Below are 13,843 nucleotides of genomic sequence, written 5' to 3' on the forward strand. Positions count from 1 at the left end.
AATGGAAAACGCCCGCGGCTGCGGGCGTCTGCTTGCGGTCGGACAAACGGCTGCGCCGTCCGTCCTTCGGGCAATGTCTTATTTCTTGCGGAACTTGCGGATCGCGGCGATCTGCGCGGCCATCGCGGCGAACTCGCCCTGAGCCTTGGCCAGGTCGAGATCGCTGGCGGCGTTTTTCATGGCCTCTTCAGCCAGGCGCTTGGCCTCGATCGCCTTGGCCTCGTCGAGGTCATGACCACGGATGGCGGTGTCGGCCAGCACGGTCACGCGATCGGGCTGGACTTCCAGGATGCCGCCGGCGACGAAGACGAACTCTTCCTCGCCGTTGTCAGCCCGCTCGATGCGCACGGCGCCCGGCCGGATGCGCGTGATCAACGGCGTGTGCTTGGGCAGGATGCCCAGCTCGCCGCTCTCGCCCGGCAAGGCCACGAACTTGGCCTCGCCCGAGAAGATCATTTTTTCCGCCGAAACGACGTCAACATGAATGGTTGCCATAACGGTCTCGATAAGCGTGTAGAAGAAGGGGCAGGAAGCAAGCAGACGGGTGTCAGGCTAGGCGCCTGCCGCCCGTATGCGCCGCTTACTGCATCTTCTTCGCTTTTTCGAAGGCTTCGTCGATGGTGCCGACCATGTAGAACGCCTGCTCGGGCAGGTGATCGCACTCGCCGGCCACGATCATCTTGAAACCGCGGATGGTTTCCTTCAGCGGCACGTACTTGCCCGGCGAGCCGGTGAACACTTCGGCGACGTGGAAGGGCTGCGACAGGAAGCGCTGGATCTTGCGAGCGCGCGACACGGCCAGCTTGTCTTCCGGAGCGAGCTCGTCCATGCCCAGGATGGCGATGATGTCGCGCAGTTCCTTGTAGCGCTGCAGAACCTGCTGCACGGCACGGGTGGTGTTGTAGTGCTCTTCACCGACGACGTTCGGGTCGACCTGGCGGCTGTTCGAGTCGAGCGGATCGACCGCGGGGTAGATGCCCAGCGAAGCGATGTCACGCGACAGCACGACCGTGGCGTCCAGGTGGGCGAAGGTGGTGGCAGGCGACGGGTCGGTCAGGTCGTCCGCAGGGACGTAGACGGCCTGGATCGAGGTGATCGAGCCGACCTTGGTCGACGTGATGCGCTCTTGCAGGCGGCCCATTTCCTCGGCCAGCGTCGGCTGATAGCCCACGGCCGACGGCATGCGGCCGAGCAGTGCCGACACTTCGGTACCGGCCAGCGTGTAGCGGTAGATGTTGTCGACGAAGAACAGCACGTCACGGCCTTCGTCGCGGAACGACTCGGCGATCGTCAGGCCGGTCAGCGCGACGCGCAGACGGTTGCCCGGGGGCTCGTTCATCTGGCCGTAGACCATCGCGACCTTGGACTCGCCCAGGCTCTCGAGGTTGACGACGCCCGAATCGGCCATCTCGTGATAGAAGTCGTTGCCCTCACGGGTCCGCTCGCCCACACCCGCGAACACCGACAGACCCGAGTGAGCCTTGGCGATGTTGTTGATGAGTTCCATCATGTTCACGGTCTTGCCGACGCCGGCGCCACCGAACAGACCCACCTTGCCGCCCTTGGCGAACGGGCAGATCAGGTCGATCACCTTGATGCCGGTTTCCAGCAGGTCCTGCGACGGGCTCAGCTCGTCATAGGCCGGTGCCTTGCGGTGGATCGAGGCCGACAGCTCCATGCTGACCGGACCGCGCTCGTCGATCGGGTTGCCCAGCACGTCCATGATGCGACCCAGCGTCGCCGGGCCGACGGGCACGGTGATCGGCAGGCCGGTGTTCTTGACTTCCAGACCGCGGCGCAGGCCGTCGGACGAGCCCAGCGCAATGGTGCGGACCACGCCGTCGCCGAGCTGCTGCTGGACTTCCAGCGTCAGTGCGGTGCCTTCGAGCTTCAGCGCGTCATAGATGCGCGGCATCTGGTTGCGCGGAAATTCCACGTCCACCACGGCGCCGATGCACTGAACGATCTTGCCGACCGCACCAGCGGTGGCTTGAATGTTGGCCATTTTTCGTTCCTTCAATCTTGATTCGTTGCGAGCCTGTCCGCCCCCTCGGGTGCCGCTGTGCGGCGCCCTGCCCCCCGAGGGGGTCAAGGAAACTTGGGAGCGGCCCGGCGTTTCCTTGCGATCGAATGCGCGATCAACCCACAGCGGCGGCGCCGCTGACGATTTCCGACAGTTCCTTCGTGATCGCGGCCTGGCGGGTCTTGTTGTAGACCAGCTTGAGCTCGCCGATCAGGCTGCCGGCGTTGTCGGTTGCGGCCTTCATCGCCACCATGCGCGCGGACTGCTCGGAGGCCATGTTCTCGGCGACCGACTGGTAGATCAGCGCTTCCGCGTAACGCACCATCAGGTTGTCGATCACCGCTTGCGCGTCGGGTTCGTAGATGTAGTCCCAGCCGTGCGACTGCTGCTCGGCGGCCGACTGCGACAGCCGTTCATCCGACAAGGGCAGCAGTTGCTCCACCTGCGGCTCCTGCTTCATCGTGTTGAGGAAGCGGGTGTAGCAGATGTAGACCGCGTCGAGCTTGCCTTCGGCGTAGAGGTCGAGCAGCACCTTGACCGGGCCGATCAGCTTGTCCAGATGCGGCGTGTCACCGAGCTGGGTGGCCTGCGAGACCACCTTTGCGCCGATGCGGTTCAGGAAACCGAGACCCTTGTTGCCGATCGCGACCGCCTGCACCTTGGTGCCGGCGGCGTCGAGTTCGCGCATCTTGTTGGTCACGAGCCGCAGCACGTTGGTGTTCATGCCACCGCACAGACCCTTGTCGGTCGTGACGATGATCATGCCCACCACACCGCTGCCGCTGTTCTTGACCACGAACGGATGGTGGTACTCGGGCGTCGCCCGCGACAGGTTGGCCGTGATGTTGCGGATCTTGTCGGCATACGGACGAGCCGCCCGCATGCGTTCCTGCGCCTTGCGCATCTTGGACGCAGCGACCATTTCCATGGCCTTGGTGATCTTCTTGGTGTTCTCCACCGACTTGATCTTGCCGCGTATTTCCTTGCCTGCCGCCATGACGGTGCTCCTTGTGAGTCAGTCAGTGAGGCTTCAGGCGAAGGACTTCTTGAACGCAGCGATCGCGCCTTGCAGCTCGGCTTCCGCGTCCTTGTCCAGGGCCTTGGTCGTTTCCAGCTTCTGCAGCAGGGCGGCGTGGCTGGTCTTCAGGTACTGGTGCATGCCCGATTCGAAGGCCAGGACCTTCTTCACCTCGATGTCGTCCAGGTAACCCTTGTTGACCGCGTACAGCGTCGCACCCATCAGGCTGATCGGCTGCGGCGAGTACTGAGCCTGCTTGAGCAGTTCGGTCACGCGTGCACCGCGATCGAGCTGCTTGCGCGTCGAAGCGTCGAGGTCGGAAGCGAACTGCGCGAACGCAGCCAGTTCACGGTACTGCGCCAGGTCGGTACGGATACCGCCGGACAGGCCCTTGATCAGCTTGGTCTGTGCAGCACCACCGACGCGCGACACCGAGATACCGGCGTTGATGGCGGGGCGGATGCCGGCGTTGAACAGGCTGGTTTCCAGGAAGATCTGGCCGTCGGTGATCGAGATCACGTTGGTCGGAACGAAGGCGGACACGTCACCGGCTTGCGTTTCGATGACCGGCAGAGCCGTCAGCGAACCGGTCTTGCCCTTGACCGCACCCTTGGTGAACGCCTCGACGTAGTCGGCATTCACGCGGGCTGCGCGCTCGAGCAGACGGCTGTGGAGATAGAACACGTCGCCGGGGAAGGCTTCGCGGCCCGGCGGACGGCGCAGCAGCAGCGACACTTGACGGTAGGCGACGGCCTGCTTGGACAGATCGTCATAGACGATCAGCGCGTCTTCGCCACGGTCACGGAAGTACTCGCCCATCGTGCAGCCGGTGTAGGCCGAGATGTACTGCATGGCGGCCGATTCCGACGCCGAGGCAGCCACGACGATGGTGTATTCCATCGCGCCGGCCTGCTCCAGAGCGCGCACCACGTTCTTGATCGACGAAGCCTTCTGGCCGATCGCAACGTAGACGCAGGTCATGTTCTGACCCTTCTGGTTGATGATCGCGTCGATCGCCACGGCGGTCTTGCCGGTCTGGCGGTCGCCGATGATCAGCTCGCGCTGGCCACGGCCGATCGGCACCATCGAGTCGATCGACTTCAGACCGGTCTGCACCGGCTGGTCGACGGACTTGCGTGCGATCACGCCCGGCGCGACCTTCTCGATCACGTCGGTCATCTTGGCGTTGATCGGGCCCTTGCCGTCGATCGGCTGACCGAGGGCATTGACCACGCGGCCGATCAGCTCGGGGCCGACCGGCACTTCCAGGATGCGGCCGGTGCAACGCACCGTGTCGCCTTCGGAGATGCCTTCGTATTCGCCCAGGATCACGGCGCCGACGGAGTCGCGCTCCAGGTTCAGGGCCAGACCAAAGACGTTGCCGGGGAACTCGAGCATTTCGCCGGCCATCGCGTCGCTCAGCCCGTGCACACGCACGATGCCGTCGGTCACCGAAACGACGGTGCCCTGGTTGCGAACATCAGTGGCTGCGCCAAGACCCTCGATGCGGCTCTTGATCAGTTCGGAAATTTCTGCGGGATTCAGTTGCATTGCGTGCTCCCAGTCTGGTCAAGCGGCCTCTTTGCAGAGGGCAGACGTGACGCAGGGATGAATTCGATGCGTGTCGTCACGCGCTTGGTTTGGCTGTGCCGTGCGCTCACGCGCTCAGCGCCACCTTCATGCGTTCGAGACGGGCTTTGACCGACGTGTCGAGAACCTCGTCACCCACGACGACACGAATGCCGCCGATGAGTTCGGGCTCCAGGGTGACGTTCACGGACAGCTTGCGGCCGAACCGCTGCTCCAGTGCCGCCACGACCTCGGCCAGCTGAGCCGGCTCGATCGGATAGGCACTGAAAATCGCGGCATCCGCCACGCCGCTGGCCGCATTCACCAGTGCATTGAACTGCACCGCGATGGCCGGCAGCACCGCAAGGCGACCGTTGTCGATGACCGTGCGCAGGAAGTGCTGCACACCGGTCGACAAGGACACACCCGCGGCAGCGGCGACCACGTCGTAGACCTGTTCGGCCGACACCTTGGGGCTGCCGGCGAACTGGCGCAGTTCGGCGTTCTCGGCCACTTGGGCCAGGGCAGAGACTTGCTCTACCCAGACCGCCACGTCACCCTGACGGGCGACCTGGTAGAGGGCTTCGGCGTAGGGACGCGCGACTGTAGCGAGCTCGGCCATGTTTACAGCTCCGTCTTCAGGCGGGTCAGCAGCTCGGCGTGGACGCCGGCGTTGACTTCGCGCTTGAGGATCTGCTCGGCACCCTTGACCGCCAGGGCCGCGACCTGCTCACGCAGAACTTCGCGGGCCTGGATCGACTGCTGGTCGGCTTCCGCCTTGGCAGCAGCGACGATCTTGGAACCTTCTTCTTCGGCGCGTTTCTTCGCTTCGTCGACGATGGCCTGTGCACGCTTTTCAGCGTCGGCCAGCAACTTGGCGTTTTCATTGCGCGATTGGACGAGCTGCTCTTCGACGCGCTTGTTCGCGGTGGCCAATTCGAGCTTGGCTTTGTCGGCCGCAGCCAGACCGTCCGCGACCTTCTTGGCGCGTTCGTCCAGAGCCTTCGTGATCGGCGGCCACACGAATGTCATCGTGAACCACCAGAGGATCCCGAAGACGACGATCTGCGCGAACAGTGTTGCGTTCAGATTCACGGCTTCGACCTTTCTCGTTGAGAGGAATCAGGAATGACGAGAAAGACCGATTACTTCAGGACGAACGGGTTCGCGAAGGCGAACAGCATCGCGATGCCGACGCCGATCAGGAAGGCCGCGTCGATCAGACCGGCCAGCAGGAACATCTTGGTCTGCAGTTCGTTCATCAGCTCAGGCTGGCGGGCCGAAGCTTCGAGGTACTTGCCACCCATCAGGGCGATACCGATACAGGCGCCGATAGCACCCAGGCCGATGATGATGCCGCAAGCCAGAGCGACGAGACCGAGGACGTTTTCCATGATTGCTCCTAAGAGAGGTAGTTGACGGACGGAAGGGAAAGTGAAATTACAGGCCGGATCAGCGCGACTGATCAGTGCTTGTCGTGTGCCTGACCGACGTAGACGAGGGTCAGCATCATGAAGATGAAGGCCTGCAACGTGATGATCAGAATGTGGAAGATGGCCCATGCGGTGCCGGCAATGATCTGCCCGACCCACAGCGCGATGCCACCGAAGGAACCAAAGCCCACCGCGCCCATCAGCGCGATCAGCATGAACACCAGCTCGCCGGCAAACATGTTGCCGAACAGTCGCATGCCGTGCGAGATGGTCTTGGCCAGGAACTCGATGATCTGCAGCGTGAAGTTGATCGGCGCCAGCAGGATGGCCGCGGGGCCATGTGCATGGAAAGGCGCCGAGAACAGCTCGCCGACCCAGCCGCCCAGGCCCTTCATCTTGACGCTGTAATACAGGCAGGCCAGCAGCACGGTGATCGACATGCCCAGCGTCACCGACAGGTCGGCAGTCGGCACGACACGCATGTAGGCGTGATGCGGATCATGGCCCGCAGCACCGTAGATGACTTCCCAGATGCGGGGAATCAGGTCCAGCGGCAGCAGGTCCATCGCGTTCATCAGGAAGATCCAGACGAAGGCCGTGAGAGCCAGCGGTGCCACGACCTTGCGCGACTGCTCGTTGTGGATGATGCCCTTGGCCTGGGTATCGACCATCTCGACCAGGAACTCGACCGCAGCCTGCATGCGCCCCGGCACGCCGGAGGTCACGCTGCGGGCGACACGCCACAGGAAGAAGGAGCCCAGCACACCCAGCAGGATGGACCAGAAGAGCGAGTCCAGCTTCAGTACCGGATCAGCAAGAGAGAAGTCCGCAATGCCACCCTGCGCACGACTCGTCAGGTGCGTCAGGTGGTGAGAAATGTATTCCCCGGCGGTCGGCGCGTGTTCTGCAACGTGTTCTTCGGCAGCCATCGTTGTTTCTCGTACGGTCCGTTCAGGACCGAGTTGTCGTCACCCGACCCCGCCAAAGCAGGGCCAGCCAGTTCACCTTCATGCACACGACCATGCTGACCAGCAATGCCGGCCAACTGAGATCAGGCACAACCCAGGCTGCCGCCACCAACATGGCAACGGTCAAGCCGATTTTCACGAACTCCCATAACACGAAGCTGAATGCCGCAGCACCCGACCCCGCGCCGTAAGGCCTGGTCATGCCATGAGCCAGCAAGGCCGTTGGCAAAACCACCGCGGCGGCACCGTACAGCGCCGACACAGTCACTCCCACCGATCCGACCAGCCACCACGCAACCGCGACGACCAGCAGACCCGCCACAGCCTGGGCTGCAACGATCCGCCACGGAGACAGTGACGGATGCAGGGCTCTCAATGCCGACGCCTCTTCGCGCGTCAGACTCTTGAAAGGTGCTTCGCCGTCCTCATCTGCACCCCAGTCGGTTGTCGACTGCTTCATGTCAGACGAGTCGGACATGGGCAAGGCGAGCAAAGGCCACGGCAATCACAGCAAATCAGCGACAAATCCACGGCACTTACAGACGGTTTCAGCAAAACCAAAAAATTATACGTGGAAACCCCCACGCGACCAACCATCCGGGATGCCACGCATGAATACGGGCGATTCGTGCACCAAAAACAACATCCATCGCCAACAGTCTTCGCACCACTTGTGCGCAGCCGTCCGTTTGTGTTTGAGAGGCCTGGCGCCGATCAAAGCCTCGCGTAGTTCACCGGCAGGCCAGGCACGTCGACCCGCAATGAGAGCACACAGCCCGCCAGCGGCTGTTCGGCCAGTTCTGGGGCGGGCCGGTTCTCGCGCGCGGTCGTGATGTACAGGGTGCGCAGGTCCGCCCCACCGAAACACGGCATGGTCGGACAGCGCACCGGCAAGGCCAGCTCGCGCAGCACCGTGCCTTGCGGCGACAGACGCAGCAGACGCTGGCCCTCGAACATCGCCACCCAGTAGCAGCCCTGCGCATCGACCGCCGCGCCGTCCGGGCGGCCGCCGTAATGGCGCAGATCCTGATCCGGCCGCTTGCGCTCGAAGCTGGCAAACACGCGCTGCTGCGACACGGCGCCCTCACCGACATCGAAGTCCAAGGCGTAGACCGTGTGAGCCTTGGTGTCGGACCAGTACATCGTGCGGGCATCGGGGCTCCAGCCCAGGCCGTTCGAGACCGTGATGTCTCCGGCCATGCGATCGAGCTTGCGTGCGTGCCAGCGGTACAGCGCGGCTCGCGCGGGCTCGCGCGGCTCGTAGATGGTGCCGACCCAGAAGCGCCCCAGCGGATCGCACTTGCCGTCGTTGAAGCGTTCGCTCGACGGGTCGTAGGGCGGCTCGCACAGCAGGCTGCGCAACGAGGTTTCGGGGTCGAAGCGCCACAGGCCGTCGCGCATGGCCAGCAGCAGGCCGCCACCCAGCACCGGCGCGCAGGCCGCCGGCTCGCACGGGAAATCCCAGTGGCGCTGGGCACCGCTGCCCGGATCGAGCCGATGCAGGCGCTTGCCGGGGATGTCGACCCAGTACAGCAACTGCTCCTGCGGGTGCCACATGGGGGACTCGCCGAGCAGCATCGGGGCACTGACGGCGTAGATCAGGTCGAGCGACATGCACAGTCTCCTTGGATCGTTGAAGGCCCGGCGTCGATGCGCCAGTGCGCCGCGATGCTAAGGCCGTACCGCGGCGTAACCGACGCCCGACGTCGACGAAACCGAATCGACCCCGGCCCGCTTCAGGTCAATAGCGCGTGACGCTGCGGTCGAGATCGACACACAGGTAATGCGCGCCGGGAATCGGATTGAAGTAGTACGGCGCAACCTCATGGAAGCCGAGCGTCGCGTAGAGCTCTCGGGCCGACTCCATGTCGTCCAGGGTGTCGAGGTACATCCGCGAATAACTCGCTTCTCGCGCCTGATCGATCAGCTGCTGAGCCAGCAGCCGGCCCAGGCCGTAGCGGCGAAAGGCGGGGCGCACATACAGGCGCTTCATCTCGCAGGCATTGGGCAGATCGGCATCGGGCAGCGGCCGGAAGGCCCCGCACCCTGCCAGCTCGCCGTCGACCAGCACCAGCAGCAGGGCGCCGGCCGGCTCGGCGTAGTCACCCGGAAGGCCGGCCAGTTCGGATTCGAAGCCCTGGAAACACAGATCCACCGCGAGGCTCTGGGCGTACTCCCGGAACAGCTCGCGCGCAGCGTCGATCAAGGCCGGTGTATCCGGCGAGATCAGGCGCATCTGGGGCATCCGCATGGCGCCAGTCTAGCCGCCCTGCCGGCTCACCCAGATCGCCAGCGCCGCACACGCCGCGCCCACCAGCAGCGCCAGCAGGCGCCTCGGCCAGCTGTCGACCGACGGCGGCACGTGCGCGGGCAAAGGTTTGTCGCCATGCAGCATCGGGCCGACCAGATCGACCCGCTTGCCGACCCGGTAATAGACGATCGCCGCCAGGTGCAGGCCCACCAGCAGATAGATCAGCCACTGCCCGCCGGTCTTGTGCCAGGTCGTGGCCAGGCTCGAGACCGCGCCGCTGACGTGGGCGATCAACGGGCCGGCATTGGCGATCTCGTCGTCGGCCACCAGCCCGGTGCCGACCTGCACGAGCATGACCCCCAGCAGGCCAAACACCGACAGGCTGCCCAGGGGGTTGTGGCCGACCTCGAAGTGATCGCCGGGCTGCGGCTGGCCGCGCAGATACCGCAGCAGGCTGGACGGCGAATAGACGAAGCTGGCAAAGCGCGACCAGCGCCCGCCCACCAGCCCCCAGATCAGCCGGAACGTGAGCAAGGCCAGCACCGCCAGACCGAGCCGGAAATGCCACACCGTCGCATTGCCGCCGACCTTGGCCGTGATCACCGATCCGACCACGCAGACGAACAGGCTCCAGTGGAACAGCCGCGTGGGCAGATCCCAGACGCGCACGCGGACAGCCGCAGAAGAACCGGAAGAAGGAGAAGAGCGAGAAGCATGAATAGACGACGATTGCATCGTTGAGCCTTTGTGTGGACGTGACCGCCGCATGCCGGGGCGGAAAACACTGTTGCTGTCAATGGACACAGCGGGCGGTTCTGCTCGATTTCGTGAATGCGAGCGTAGACTGATCTTGGCCCTTTTGGGGCAAACAACCCGATTTGTCAGTCGACCATCACCCACATCCGATCACCGAGGAGTTCTGACCGATGAAACGTTTCACCCTTGCACTGAGCGCAACTGTTGGCCTGTTCCTGGCCCTGCCCGCGGCAGCCCAGTTCCAGAAGCCCGAAGATGCGATCAAGTATCGCAAGTCGGCCTTCACCGTCATGGGATCCCACTTCGGCCGCATCGGTGCGGTCGTTCAGGGCAAGGCCCCGTTCGACGCCAAGACCGTGGCCGACAACGCCCAGATCGTGGCCACGATGTCGATGCTGCCGTTCGCCGGTTTCGTGCCGGGCAGCGACAAGGGCGACACCCGCGCCAAGCCGGAAGTCTGGACCGAGATGGACAAGGTCAAGGCCGGCGCCACCAAGATGCAGGAAGCCATCACCGCCCTGAACGCGGCGGCCAAGACCGGCAACCTCGACCAGATCAAGGTCGCGTTCGGCGAAGCCGGCAAGACCTGCAAAGGCTGCCACGACAACTACCGCAAGGACTGAACGCCACGAGCGCCGGCTCGCCCGCAGCGGGTGAGCGGCGCTTCGGGTCATGTGCCCACGCGCGACGAGAGGCCTGCCTTTGCGCAGGCCTCCTGCTTTCGTGGCGCAGCTACAGCCTGACCATCCCGGTGATGCACTCGGCCACGTCGCCGCCGATCCAGACCGTGTCGCCGTCGGCCTGGACGTGAACACGGCCGTCGCGGCCGAGCGCACGGCCCTGCCCCGCCACATAACGCCGCGGCGCGAGACCGGCGCCGATCAGCCATTGCGCGACACCCGCGTTCAGGCTGCCGGTGACCGGGTCTTCCGGCACGCCGAGTTCGGGCACGAAGGCACGCAGCTCGAAGTCGAGCGCACTGCCCGCCGGATAGGCGCCGACCACGCCCAGCTCCAGGCCCTGCATCGCAGCGAAATCAGGCTGCAGCGCGTGGACGGCCTGCGCGTCCTGCAGCAGCGCGGCGATCCAGGGCGGGCCGTTGTCGACCCACTCGACCGCGCGCACCGCCTCGGCGGGCAGGCGCAGGGCGGCGAGCACGCGGGCATGCCGCGCCGCATCGACCGGCCCGCTGCGGCGCAGCGGCGGCGCGGCAAACGCCAGTCGGGTGCGGCCGTCGACCGTCTGCCGGCGGATCCGGACCAGGCCGACGCCGCACTCCTGCAGCACCTCGCCCGCGTCATGCGGCACACCCCCGGCGGCCAGCCAGGCGTGACACGAACCGAGCGTCGGATGACCCGCGAACGGCAGTTCGCGTGCCGGCGTGAAGATGCGCACCCGGTAGTCGGCCCGCGGATCCTCGGGTGGCAGCAGGAAGGTGGTTTCGCTCAGGTTGGTCCAGCGCGCGAAGGCCTGCATCGTGGTGTCGTCGAGCCCCCGGGCATCGACGACCACCGCGAGCGGATTGCCGAGCAGGGGCTCGGCGCTGAAGACATCCAGCTGGGCGTAGCGGCGCGATTCGCTCATGGCACTCTTTCGTGCAATCAGGGGGCCGACTGGGCCACGTCGGCCAGCTGCTCGCGCAGCACCCGGCCCAGCACGGCCACGCCGGTGGCGATGTCGGCCGGACTCAGCGTCACGAACGACAGCCGCAGCGTGCGCGGATCGGCGGCGTGGGCGTAGAAGGCCGACCCCGGCACGTAGGCGATGCCCTCGCGCACGGCCTGCGGCAGCAGCGCCAGCGCGTCGATGCCCTCGGGCAGGCGCAGCCAGAAGAACATGCCGCCCTGCGGCGCCGACCACTGCGTGCCCTCGGGCATGTGCGCCAGCAGGGCAGCCTGCATGGCGTCGCGCTGGGTGCGGTAGAGGGCGCGGATGGTGGGCGTGTGGCGATCGAGGAAACCGTCGCGGATGACCTCGTGGACCAGCCGCTGGTTGAAGCTCGGCGTGTGCAGGTCGGCGGCCTGCTTGGCCTGCAGCAGCTTGGGGCACAGCTCGCGCGGCGCCACCACGTAACCCAGCCGCAGGCCGGGGGCGAGGATCTTCGAGAACGAACCCATGTAGATCACGCCCTCGGGCCAACGCGCGGCCAGCGGCGCGGGTGGCGGCGCTTCGTACCAGAGGTCGCCGTAGGGGTTGTCCTCGAGCAGCGGCAGGCGGGCACGCTGTGCCGCGGCGATCAGCTCGTCCCGGCGCGCCTGCGGAATCAGGCGCCCGGTCGGGTTCTGGAAGTTCGGCAGCACGTAGAAGAACCGGCAGCCCGGCGCCAGCCGCGGCAGCTCGGCGACGGCCTGCGGCAGCGGGCCGGACTCGTCGCCCGCGACGTTGACGAACACCGGCTCGAACGGCGCGAACGCCTGCAGCGCGCCGAGGTAGGTGGGCGTCTCCACGGCCACCGGCGCGGCCGGATCGACCATCACCTTGGCGACCAGATCGAGGCCCTGCTGCGAGCCGGTGGTGATCAGCACCTGGTCGGCACCGACCTGCATGCCCTGCGCGCCCAGGTGCGCCGCAACCCACTCGCGCAGCGGCCCGTAACCCTCGCTGGCGGCGTATTGCAGCGCCTCGCGCGGGCAGTCGCGCAGGACCCGATCGCTGGCCTCGCGCATCGCCTCGATCGGAAAGGTGTCGGGCGACGGCAGGCCGCCGGCCATCGACAGGATGCCGGGCTGCTCGGTCACCTTGAGGATCTCGCGGATGATGGACGGGTTGAGGCGGGCGCTGCGGCGCGCCTGCTGCCAGAGGGGATTGGATGCGGTCGAGGTCATGGCTTCAGACAGATGAAACGCGCGGTGTGGGGACAGGAATCAGGCCGACGATAAACCCTGCGCTCAGGCCTGCTGCACCGGCATGCGCTTGCCCAGCAGCACGGTGGCCAGCACGGCCAGCGCAAACACGACGGTGGCGGGTTCGAGCGGCTCGCCCAGGATCGGCACCGCCATCAGCAGCGCCAGGAAAGGCTGCACCAGCTGCACCTGGCTGACGCGCACCGTGCCGCCGATCACCAGCGCGCGGTACCAGGCGAAGAAACCCAGCCACATCGAGAAGACCGTGACGTAGCCGAGCGCCGCCCAGGCGGTCGGCAAGGCCGGTTGCTGCGGCCAGCTCCAGACGGTCAGCGGCAGGGTCGACGGCAGGCTGCCGACCAGCACCCAGCTGATGACGTGTTCGGCCGGCCGCCGCACCGACAGCTGCGCGCCAGCCACGTAGCCGGCCGACGCGCTCAGCACCGCCAGCAGCAGCCAGAGGTCGGCCAGCACCGGCGCGCCACCGCCCTGCCAGACCGCGAAGCCGATCACCAGCGCGCAGCCCAGCCCGGCACACGCCCAGAACGCCGGCGATGGCCGCTGGCGCAGGTGCCAGGCCGCAAACAGCGCCGTGCTCAGCGGCAGCACGCCGGTGACGACGGCCGCGTGCATCGCCGGCACCTCGCGCAAGGCCAGGCCGACGAACAGCGGAAAGCCGATCACGGTGCCGGCGGCGCAGACGGCATAACGGCGGAATTCATCGCGATCGGGCCGCGCCGCACGGCTCAGGCGCAGATAGGCCAGGCTCAGCAGCCCGGCCCCGCAGGCGCGCGCGGCGGTCACGAACAGCGGCGACAGCTGCGGCGCGTCGAGCGGGCCGACCGCCAGCCGGGTCATCGGGAAGGTCATCGCGAAGATCACCACGCCGAGCAGGCCGAGCCACAGGCCCAGGCTTTCGCGCCGGCGGCGCGCGGCGGGCGTCTCGAAGGCGGCGGCGCTCGCGTTCGGCATCACCGGGCCC

16 protein-coding genes are annotated in these 13,843 nt (G+C 66.1%); 1 reads left to right on the forward strand and 15 read right to left on the reverse strand.

Annotation, left to right across the window (positions count from 1 at the left end; genetic code table 11):
* Positions 1-78 precede the first annotated feature (78 nt).
* The 12 genes from LCHO_RS17555 to LCHO_RS17610 form a co-directional block, all read right to left on the reverse strand.
* A complete protein-coding gene (locus LCHO_RS17555) occupies positions 79-495 on the reverse strand; it encodes a F0F1 ATP synthase subunit epsilon (protein ID WP_043704448.1) in 417 nt (138 codons plus the stop codon).
* 85 nt (positions 496-580) lie between these two features.
* Positions 581-2,005: a F0F1 ATP synthase subunit beta gene (gene atpD / locus LCHO_RS17560; protein WP_012348527.1), complete on the reverse strand. Its 1,425-nt coding sequence runs from the start codon at positions 2,003-2,005 to the stop codon at positions 581-583.
* A gap of 133 nt (positions 2,006-2,138) precedes the next feature.
* A complete protein-coding gene (gene atpG / locus LCHO_RS17565) occupies positions 2,139-3,020 on the reverse strand; it encodes a F0F1 ATP synthase subunit gamma (RefSeq protein WP_012348528.1) in 882 nt (293 codons plus the stop codon).
* Between the two features lie 33 nt (positions 3,021-3,053).
* Positions 3,054-4,592, reverse strand: a complete 1,539-nt coding sequence (atpA, locus tag LCHO_RS17570) for a F0F1 ATP synthase subunit alpha (protein ID WP_012348529.1) — start codon at positions 4,590-4,592, stop codon at positions 3,054-3,056.
* Between the two features lie 106 nt (positions 4,593-4,698).
* Positions 4,699-5,232, reverse strand: coding sequence for a F0F1 ATP synthase subunit delta (locus tag LCHO_RS17575; RefSeq protein WP_012348530.1), 534 nt, complete (start codon positions 5,230-5,232; stop codon positions 4,699-4,701).
* A gap of 2 nt (positions 5,233-5,234) precedes the next feature.
* Entirely contained in the window at positions 5,235-5,705 is a 471-nt protein-coding gene (locus LCHO_RS17580; RefSeq protein WP_012348531.1) for a F0F1 ATP synthase subunit B, read from the reverse strand.
* Positions 5,706-5,755: 50 nt separating this feature from the next.
* Positions 5,756-6,004, reverse strand: a complete 249-nt coding sequence (gene atpE / locus LCHO_RS17585) for a F0F1 ATP synthase subunit C (RefSeq protein ID WP_012348532.1) — start codon at positions 6,002-6,004, stop codon at positions 5,756-5,758.
* Between the two features lie 71 nt (positions 6,005-6,075).
* Complete coding sequence (gene atpB / locus LCHO_RS17590) at positions 6,076-6,972, reverse strand: F0F1 ATP synthase subunit A (RefSeq protein WP_012348533.1); 897 nt, start codon at positions 6,970-6,972, stop codon at positions 6,076-6,078.
* A gap of 22 nt (positions 6,973-6,994) precedes the next feature.
* Positions 6,995-7,471 carry an ATP synthase subunit I gene (locus LCHO_RS17595; protein WP_223210462.1) on the reverse strand — a complete coding sequence of 159 codons (477 nt, stop codon included), beginning with the start codon at positions 7,469-7,471 and terminating at the stop codon, positions 6,995-6,997.
* A 254-nt stretch (positions 7,472-7,725) separates the two neighbouring features.
* The gene (locus LCHO_RS17600) at positions 7,726-8,625 is read right to left on the reverse strand and encodes an SMP-30/gluconolactonase/LRE family protein (RefSeq protein ID WP_012348535.1); all 900 of its coding nucleotides are present in this window, start codon (positions 8,623-8,625) and stop codon (positions 7,726-7,728) included.
* Between the two features lie 127 nt (positions 8,626-8,752).
* A complete protein-coding gene (locus LCHO_RS17605; protein ID WP_043704451.1) occupies positions 8,753-9,262 on the reverse strand; it encodes a GNAT family N-acetyltransferase in 510 nt (169 codons plus the stop codon).
* 9 nt (positions 9,263-9,271) lie between these two features.
* Positions 9,272-9,931: a cytochrome b/b6 domain-containing protein gene (locus tag LCHO_RS17610; protein ID WP_012348537.1), complete on the reverse strand. Its 660-nt coding sequence runs from the start codon at positions 9,929-9,931 to the stop codon at positions 9,272-9,274.
* Between the two features lie 257 nt (positions 9,932-10,188).
* Between LCHO_RS17610 and LCHO_RS17615 the strand changes: the two genes are divergently transcribed.
* Positions 10,189-10,641, forward strand: coding sequence for a c-type cytochrome (locus LCHO_RS17615; RefSeq protein ID WP_012348538.1), 453 nt, complete (start codon positions 10,189-10,191; stop codon positions 10,639-10,641).
* A gap of 109 nt (positions 10,642-10,750) precedes the next feature.
* On the opposite strand, the gene LCHO_RS17620 is transcribed toward LCHO_RS17615, so the two are convergent.
* From LCHO_RS17620 to LCHO_RS17630, 3 genes are all read right to left on the reverse strand, one after another.
* Entirely contained in the window at positions 10,751-11,602 is an 852-nt protein-coding gene (locus LCHO_RS17620) for a PhzF family phenazine biosynthesis protein (protein WP_012348539.1), read from the reverse strand.
* Between the two features lie 17 nt (positions 11,603-11,619).
* Positions 11,620-12,843, reverse strand: a complete 1,224-nt coding sequence (locus LCHO_RS17625) for an aminotransferase-like domain-containing protein (protein WP_012348540.1) — start codon at positions 12,841-12,843, stop codon at positions 11,620-11,622.
* Positions 12,844-12,906: 63 nt separating this feature from the next.
* Positions 12,907-13,833, reverse strand: a complete 927-nt coding sequence (locus tag LCHO_RS17630; RefSeq protein WP_012348541.1) for a DMT family transporter — start codon at positions 13,831-13,833, stop codon at positions 12,907-12,909.
* Positions 13,834-13,843 lie beyond the last annotated feature (10 nt).

The sequence above is a fragment of the Leptothrix cholodnii SP-6 genome (assembly GCF_000019785.1).
Taxonomy (GTDB): Bacteria; Pseudomonadota; Gammaproteobacteria; order Burkholderiales; family Burkholderiaceae_C; genus Sphaerotilus; species Sphaerotilus cholodnii.